At 56.2% G+C, this 8029-nt stretch carries 7 protein-coding genes and 1 pseudogene; 5 read left to right on the plus strand and 3 right to left on the minus strand.

What is annotated here, in order from left to right:
• Window positions 1-169 precede the first annotated feature (169 nt).
• Both QNK41_RS05520 and QNK41_RS05525 read right to left on the minus strand, forming a co-directional pair.
• On the minus strand, window positions 170-556 hold the full coding sequence (locus QNK41_RS05520; RefSeq protein WP_319254589.1) for a redoxin domain-containing protein: 387 nt from the start codon (window positions 554-556) through the stop codon (window positions 170-172).
• 12 nt (window positions 557-568) lie between these two features.
• Window positions 569-817, minus strand: a complete 249-nt coding sequence (locus QNK41_RS05525; protein WP_319254591.1) for a hypothetical protein — start codon at window positions 815-817, stop codon at window positions 569-571.
• Between the two features lie 159 nt (window positions 818-976).
• Between QNK41_RS05525 and QNK41_RS22975 the strand changes: the two are divergent.
• The 5 genes and pseudogenes from QNK41_RS22975 to QNK41_RS05545 form a co-directional block, all read left to right on the plus strand.
• Window positions 977-1102: pseudogene (locus tag QNK41_RS22975) on the plus strand (zinc-ribbon domain-containing protein); the annotation flags it as partial.
• Between the two features lie 18 nt (window positions 1103-1120).
• Complete coding sequence (locus QNK41_RS05530; RefSeq protein WP_319254593.1) at window positions 1121-4351, plus strand: AAA family ATPase; 3231 nt, start codon at window positions 1121-1123, stop codon at window positions 4349-4351.
• A gap of 25 nt (window positions 4352-4376) precedes the next feature.
• The gene (locus QNK41_RS05535; RefSeq protein ID WP_319254594.1) at window positions 4377-4850 is read left to right on the plus strand and encodes a DUF1566 domain-containing protein; all 474 of its coding nucleotides are present in this window, start codon (window positions 4377-4379) and stop codon (window positions 4848-4850) included.
• A gap of 354 nt (window positions 4851-5204) precedes the next feature.
• Window positions 5205-6257 carry an aldo/keto reductase gene (locus QNK41_RS05540; RefSeq protein WP_319254596.1) on the plus strand — a complete coding sequence of 351 codons (1053 nt, stop codon included), beginning with the start codon at window positions 5205-5207 and terminating at the stop codon, window positions 6255-6257.
• Between the two features lie 165 nt (window positions 6258-6422).
• Window positions 6423-6590, plus strand: a complete 168-nt coding sequence (locus tag QNK41_RS05545) for a hypothetical protein (RefSeq protein ID WP_319254598.1) — start codon at window positions 6423-6425, stop codon at window positions 6588-6590.
• Between the two features lie 440 nt (window positions 6591-7030).
• Here the strand turns inward: QNK41_RS05545 and QNK41_RS05550 are convergent.
• Window positions 7031-8029 (minus strand): patatin-like phospholipase family protein (locus tag QNK41_RS05550; RefSeq protein WP_319254600.1); only part of this gene is annotated, 999 nt, incomplete at its 5' end.

Below are 8029 nucleotides of genomic sequence, written 5' to 3' on the forward strand. Positions count from 1 at the left end.
CAGTTCGTCCACTCAAAGGTGCGTCAAATCGATGGGATCATCTCCACCCAAACATTGATTCCGGGAAAGTCGAAAGTGAAACCTCAGCAATGATCGATCTGTTGTCGACCACGTATCGATATCCCTTCCGGTGCTCAAGGCGCATAGCCTGAAAAAAGCGCCTGTGCTTTCAGACGATGCTTTGCAGAGCGGCGATGGTATCCTCCGGGTCCGGCCGCACCGTGTAGTCGGCGCTGATGGCCGCATAGCGGATAACCCCGTCGGTGTCGATGATCATCCGGGCCGGCAGGGGCAGCGTCCACGACGCGTCAGCGTTGTAATCTTCAATGTCGATGCCGAACTGCTGGTAAATCGCCTTGAGGTCGGCGGCCATTGTGTACCTCAGCCCGTAGCGGGCGGCCACGGTATTGCCCGGGTCGCTGAGAATGTCGCAGGCCAGTTTTTTTTCCTCGGCAATGGCTCGATTATGTGCGATGGTGTTGGGAGAGATCAGCACCAGGGTGGCACCGAGTTTTGAAATGGCTTCCACGTTTTCGTTGAGAGCGTCCAGCTCCATATTGCAATAGGGTCACCAGCGTCCCCGGTAGACGGACAGGACCAACGGGCCGCGTTCGGTGAGCTCGCCCAGGGATACATCTTGGTCGCCGGTGTTTTTCAGCACGAAATCCGGTGCCAGATCGCCAACCTTTACCGTTCTGGCCAGAATTCCGGATTCGGCGAGATCCTTGGTGGCGCGGTGCATGATGGCCAGGGCTTCCTTGGGGGCCTTGGCTTCAAAACCCCTCTTGTATTCGTCCATTTTGTCCTGAAGTGGCATGGTCGACTCCTTCCATGGTTTGTTTTGACCCGGTCGTTGAACCTGAGTTGCCGGAGTTGACGTATGGGTAAAGATGGGCTCGAATTGAAAGAATGCAACCGGTGTCAATCCCAGTGAACATGAAGCGATGAAACGATCCAATCATCCCGGAGGGTTTCCATGAATTGCCCCACGTGTAAGGCCACGGTGGATCAAGGCGCCAAGTTTTGCCGGCAATGCGGCAGTCCCATCGGCATAAAATGTCCAACCTGTGGTGCGCCCAATCCGCCCGGCAGCAAGTATTGCGGTGATTGCGGAGGTCGGATGACGGCGATGAAAAATGACCGGCCGCGTGTAAGCGAACCGCTCGCGGATACCCCGGCGCCCGGCATGGTCCGGCAAGGGGAGCGGCGCCATGTGACGATCCTGTTCACGGACCTGACCGGTTACACGGCCCTGTCCGAAAAATATGATCCGGAGGATATCCAAGCGCTGTCGGCGGCCATCCAGTCCAAGGTATCCGCAATCCTGCTTAAATATAACGGATACCTGGAGCGGGTCATCGGAGACGGGATCATGGCTGTTTTCGGCCTGCCCATGTCCCATGAAGACGATCCGGTGCGCGCCATCAAGGCGGCCCGGGAAATCAACCAGACCGTTGCCGCACTAAAGCCGTTCCAATCCGTGTCCGAAGATGAGCCGTTCAGCATGCATACCGGTATCAACACCGGCCTGGTGGTCACGGTCAATCCCCGCCCCAAGGATGGCACCTACCAGCTTTCCGGCGATGCGGTCAACCTGGCGTCGCGGCTTTCGGACATGGCCGAACCCGGCACCATCCTGGTCGGTCCCGAAACCTATCGGCAAGCCTCGGGCATATTTGACTTTGCGGCTAGGCCGCCGCAGAAGGTCAAGGGTAAATCGGATGTGATACAAGCCTATGCGGTGGTACGGGTAAAGGACCGCCCGGTAACGGTTCGCAGAAAAACGGGGCTGCAGTCGCGTCTGGTGGGTCGCCGGCTGGAGCTGTCCCAGCTTCGTGAAGCCACGAACCGATTGACGCAGGGGTATGGGTCCATTTGCGCCATTATCGGCGAAGCCGGCACCGGCAAGAGCCGTTTGATCGATGAATTTGAAACCGAGTTCGCCACCGAGGAGCGGAATTGGATCACCGGTTTCGCCTACGCCCACACCCAACAAATTCCCTACTACCCCTTGCTCGATCTGGTGCGGCGCTGGCTCAACCCCGAGGGTATTGCCACCAGCGAGGACCTGAAGGCCCTGATCACCGATCGTGTCGGCGCCAAACTGGGACCGGACGCCGAGGAGATCCCCATCATCCAGGGGCTCCTTGGGCTCGAGGTTCCCGAAACCGAAGGCATGAGTCCCGAGATCTGGCAGAAACGGCTGACGGCCGCCATCACGCGTCTCATGTCCGCCATTGCCGCTGACAAGCCCACTGTTTTCTGCCTCGAAGATCTTCACTGGGCCGATACCGCCGGCGTCGACCTGCTTCGCGCGATGCTGGCCGAATTCGGTTCACCGTCCATTTTATTGTGCACCTACCGCCCCCAGTTCAGCATGTTCACCAGCGATCAATCCGAAGCGCTGGGCGCCGTTTATCGGGAAATCCGGTTGAACGAGCTTTCGCCTTCCGAAGCCAAGGATATGATGGAATCACTGCTCGACAGCGGCCGGCTGCCGTTGGACCTGGTCCGGCTGATTCGCGAACGTGCCGAGGGCAATCCGTTTTACCTGGAAGAGATGGTCAACGCCATGATCGATGCGGGTGCATTGATTTTCCAACAGGACCAGTGGCAGTTGAAACGGGCCTTTCTGGAAACCGATGTTCCCTCCACGATTCACGGTGTCATCGCCTCCCGGCTGGACCAGCTCAGCCTGAAAGCCAGACGCGTTCTCCAGGAGGCATCGGTCGCCGGCCGGGCCTTTTTGTACGATATCCTCAAGCGTATATCAGTGTACAGTGATGGGATCGAAGATGGCTTATACGAACTGGAGCGCAGCGGCCTGGTCCATACCCGCGCGCTGCATCCTGAAATGGAATTTATGTTCAAACACGCACTGATCCAGGAAGTCGGCTACAGCAGCCTGCTTCGCAAGGAACGGCAACAGGTGCATGAGCGAATCGCCCATGTGATGGAACAGATTTTTTCAGACCGGTTGTATGAATTTTACGAAACGCTGGCCCTGCATTTCAAACAGGGATTGTCCACCGCCAAGGCGGTCTATTATCTGATCCGGTCCGGCACCAAAGCATTGCGGCGCTGTGCACTGGAGGAATCGGATCAATACTTCAGGGAAGCCCGGGCCCTGCTGGAAGATTGGAAATCCCAGTCCGAGGAAGAAAATGCCCTGATGCTGGATGTGATCAATGAGTGGGCCTTCGTGTATTATTTTCGTGGCCGCAACCGGGAACTGCTGGAGCTGTTTCAAAAATACCAGCCGCTGCTCGACGGTTTAGCGGACCCCTCACGGGAGGGCATGTACTGGGCCTGGCGGGGATGTGCACTGTGGCACAGGCACCGGTTCATGGAGGCTTATGAATGCCTTTCACGCGCGATGGCACTGGGTGAAAAGGCCGGCGACAACCGTTTGCTGGCCTATGCCAACACCTGGATGAGCTTTCCGTGCTGCGAGTTGGGCAAAATCGATCAGGCCATTGATTGTAGCCAGACTGCCCAGCGGCTTTACGAAGAGGGGCTGGTAAAAGATCCCTATGTCTATTTCCACGCCCTTGCCGGTAAAGGCTATGCTTTGTGGCACCGCGGTGATCGGCAGGCCACCTATGATATCGGTACCCGACTGCTCGAGTTCGGCAGGCATCAGACCAATATCCGCAGCATGGTCATGGGTCATTGCTGCCACGGCTGGAGTCACCTGATATCAGGGGATATGGCCCGGGCCACGGAGAGTTTCGAAGAAGCCGTGCACATTTCCGCCGATCCCTGGTATGCTCAGTTTCCAATCCTGGCGCTGTGCTATGGCCGCATCAGCAACGGGCAATTCGACTCCGCCCTGAAGCTGCTCAAACAGTTGATGGCTTTCAGCGATGCCCATGGCGCCGAATTCGTCGGTGAACCGGCCCGATTTTTTTTCAGCCTGATTGCCCTTCAAAAAGGCGATGTCGAGGAAGGTATCGCCCGCATGGAACAGCTTATCGAAAAATGGGGCACGGCCGGCTGTCGGCTGCGCCATCTGACCTGCGGATTTGTCATGGCCCAGGTATACGCGCAATTGCTGCGTCTGACGGATCGACCGCCAGGCCGGGAGGCGACCGACCGGTCGTCCGTGTTCTTCGAACGTTCACTGAACTGGTACCGGGCCTGTATCCACACGGCGCAGGAGCTCGGGACCACTGCCCTGCAGGGCCGCTCCTTTCTCGAGTTGGGCGACCTCTACCTGACCGCCGACAACCCTGATGCGGCGCTGGACGCCTACCGGAAAAGCATTGCATTATTTGAGCACAGCGACGCCGGGGTATACTTGCAGCAAGCCAGGGAGAGGTTGGATAAACTGAAGAACAACCATTCTTGACACGCTTTCAAGCCACGAGGTCGAAATGAAAAAATTCCCGGGAACGAAATGGTTTCAACAACTGGTTTGGTGCTTTGGCTTTTTTGCGCTGGTTGGTTTTTTCGTTCTGCCTGTCCTTGCCTTGGACCGATTTGTGGACCATGCTGACGGCACGGTTACCGACAATCGAACCGGCCTGATGTGGGCGACAACGGACAATGGAAGCCCGATCAACTGGCCGAGTGCTCTTTATTATTGCCAAAAATTCAGCATCGGGGGACATGCCGACTGGCGGATGCCGACTATCGCTGAACTTAAAAGCCTGTATGACCCTGAAGCGGTAAACCCAAACGGTTACCACCTTACGCGCCTGATCAACACGTCCGCTCAGACTTGCTGGGCTTCGGAGACGCGTGGCAACCAGGCGGCACGTTTTAACTTCACCCATGGCGAGGTCTACTGGCTGCGCCAGTTTTATTCCGGCCCCACCCGCGTCCTGCCGGTGCGCGACGTGAAGTGAACACCCCAACGTTGCAAAAGTCTGAGCGTTTCAGAGCCGCGGCGGCAAGGGTGGAGCTGTAGCGATTTACTGCGAACCATTGGCAACAAAAGATCTGGAGCGCTCAGGCTTTCCCGCAGGGTAAAATACAGGGAGAAAAACTGCCAAGTTCCTGGAATTAACAAATGGTTATGTCCGGATTAAGATGTTGAAAACATCATATTATTTATAATTCCATGCCCTTAAATTTATTCGACATGTTTTTTATGCAACGTTGGGGAACACACAGGTTATCTCTTTATCAGCAAGACTGCCGTATAGTGAGGATGAACCGCTAACCAGTCACCCGTCCATGGACAAGAGGAAAGGATTCCAATGAAATATCGTTATCTTGGGGCATCCGGCCTGCTGATGTCGCGCCTTTCGCTGGGAACCATGACCTTCGGGGCTCCCGATTGGGGATGCGATGAAAAAGCGTCTCACGCCATCATCGAAAAATACATAGACTTCGGCGGCAATTGCCTGGACATTGCCGACATCTATGCCGGCGGACGATCCGAGGAGATCGTAGGTAGTCTCATGCCTGAATTGAACCGCGATGGGCTCATCCTCGCCAGTAAATGCTCACTCCCCTCCGGACCGGCCGTCACGCAGTTCGGCGCCAACCGAAAACAGATCATCGCCTCGTGTGAGAAAAGTCTCAAGCGGCTGAAGACCGATTATATCGACCTGTACCACATCCATGTTCCTGATCCAGTGACACCCTTCGAAGAGACCCTGCGGGCCATGGACGATCTCGTGAGGCAGGGCAAGGTCCGCTACACGGGGTCCAGCATGTTCTTCGGGTGGCAACTGACCAAGGCTCAGGGTATATCCGCAATGCACAATTTAGAAAAAATGGTTGCCGGACAATACATCTACAGCTTGATTCACAGGGAGCTGGAAAGGGAAACCATCCCGGCTGCCATCGATGCCGGTATCGGCATCACCTGCTTTAGTCCGCTTGGCGGCGGCCTGTTGACCGGTAAATATCGGGGACAGGAAAAACCGGGGAAGGGCACCCGCGCATTCTTTCGCACCCAGGTGGATGGTCCGCGGTTCTGGCATGTCAACGGTTACCGGACTGCCGACATCGTCGCAGAAGTCGCCGAAAGATGCGGGATCCCCAGCGAAAAACTGGCCATCGCATGGCCCCTGGGGCAAAAGTTTGTCACCTCGGTGATTATCGGTGTCAAGACCGTCGAGCAATTGGAAGCGAACATGGCGCCGGCTGACTGGGACCTGCCGCAAGACGTGTGGGATACATTGGAAGAACGGACGCGTCCCGAAGAAGAATACATGACCTGGTACCGTAGATTTAACAACCACCGGGTTTTCAAAGCTAGCGAGTTCCATGATGGGAAAGCAGACTTGATAACGACGGGGTGATTGGACAAAGGCCTCTCTTGCTCCTCGAACGGATTGCTTGACATGTGCCACCCAGTGTCTAGCTTATCCTCGTATAATGCCGCATAGATAAAGATCAGTTCATAACCTTCCACAGGCGGCACAAGCACACAAAACTTCTTCAGACAAAAATGGAGGTATGCAACAATGAGTGATGATAAACCAAAAACTTTATGCGCACATGTAGAAGAAGAACTGCAAGTCAACGATCCGCGGGCCTATATTGCACTTATCAAACCGGCGACGCATTACTGCGAAGGCTGTGGACGCAGCGCCGCAAAGGACGAAAATTTGTGTAAACCACAAAAGCTATAATCCATCGTGATCCCACCCGCCCCTTCTTGGTCGTGACTAAGATGGGGCGGTTAACACCCATCGATAATAATCAATCAATTCCACTCTCAATCATTCGAGCATGTGACCTCACGCCCGTTGCGTTTTGCCGGCAAAATGTGAATCCAAGCGGAAACTGAAAATTCCGGTTCTCTATAAAGCTCAAGCGACTTCTTGAATCCTGGTATTTATCAACCGGAGGTTTTATTAAGCCACCTGGTTTAAAGTGTGGTGTCATTCCCGCGAAGGCCTGAATCCACAAAGCTCAATTGACTTTCTGGATCCCGGATATCCGCTTCGCTGCTTCCGGGATGACACAGTCTGGTGTTCCGTCAACCGACCAACTTGGTCTTTATAGATAAGCGAATTGATAATTATAGCTGTCGCAATACCAACCGATGCAAAAGTGAGCGCCTGCTTTATTATTGGGGGCGTGTCGCCAAGGGTTGCACCCGATGGCAGATATCGCCCGACGTCACCGCATCCAGGAAATCTTCGGCCAAGCCTTTTCCGGCATCGGCCACCTGCTGCCAGCAGGCAAATCGCGCCTTGTCGTCACCGGCATAATGGTAAAAGTCCTTCCGATCGGTTATTTTCCCGTTGGGCAGGCGGGAAATGAAGCGTTCAGACGGTGCGACCACCAGCACATCGGCCATGTTGGCGGCAGACGGCAGGCGCCAGGGGAGGTGCTTGTCGAACCAGCCGGGGATGATGCGGCCGGAGAAATGGGGGTATAAAACGATGCCCTTGCCTTTCAGGCCAAAGGGAACGTCCAGGTGATAGTCCACGGCTCCGCCATCCCGGTAGACTCCCGGCGAGGCGCCCGCGATATCAAAAACCCCTTCCATGACAAAGGGGATCGAGCCGGATGCAAGCAGGGCCTGGTTGAGGTTGTCCGGCGAGAGCGCCGAATCGGCATCCGGCCATTGGCCCGCCGACGCAAACGGCGGAGGGTTTCGCGGGTCCGAAAAGAGTGTCTGTCGGAAAAACCATGGGAGACTGCGCCGGGCCAGCACGTTGCCCATCACTGCCGCAGCCAGGCCCAGGGCCAGGGGAAGCCGATGTTCACTGGCGGTCAGGTGGCGGCTGCGCACGGCCAGCAGGCTGAGCCGGTTGAACGGATGGCCCAGAACTTCACGGGGGCCGTCGGCCCCCAGTGTATGGTCGATGATGGCACGGCTTTTCTCGGAGATATCGCGGGGTGTCGGCTCTTTGTCGTATGCTTGGTGGATGTAGGCGTCTTCCATGCGGTCGATGGCCGCAACCGGATCCGTGCACGAATCGGCGGCAAAGCGCCAGCTGCCGATGGACGATCCCAACAGGTGAAGTGGCTGCCGACGTCCCCGGAACCAGCTGCCGAACAGCGCCCGGTCCAGGTGGCCCAGGATCAGGGACCTTGAGCCACCGAAAGCTAAAATGTG

The organism is Desulfosarcina sp., assembly GCF_033791525.1.
In the GTDB taxonomy this organism is placed as follows: domain Bacteria; phylum Desulfobacterota; class Desulfobacteria; order Desulfobacterales; family Desulfosarcinaceae; genus Desulfosarcina.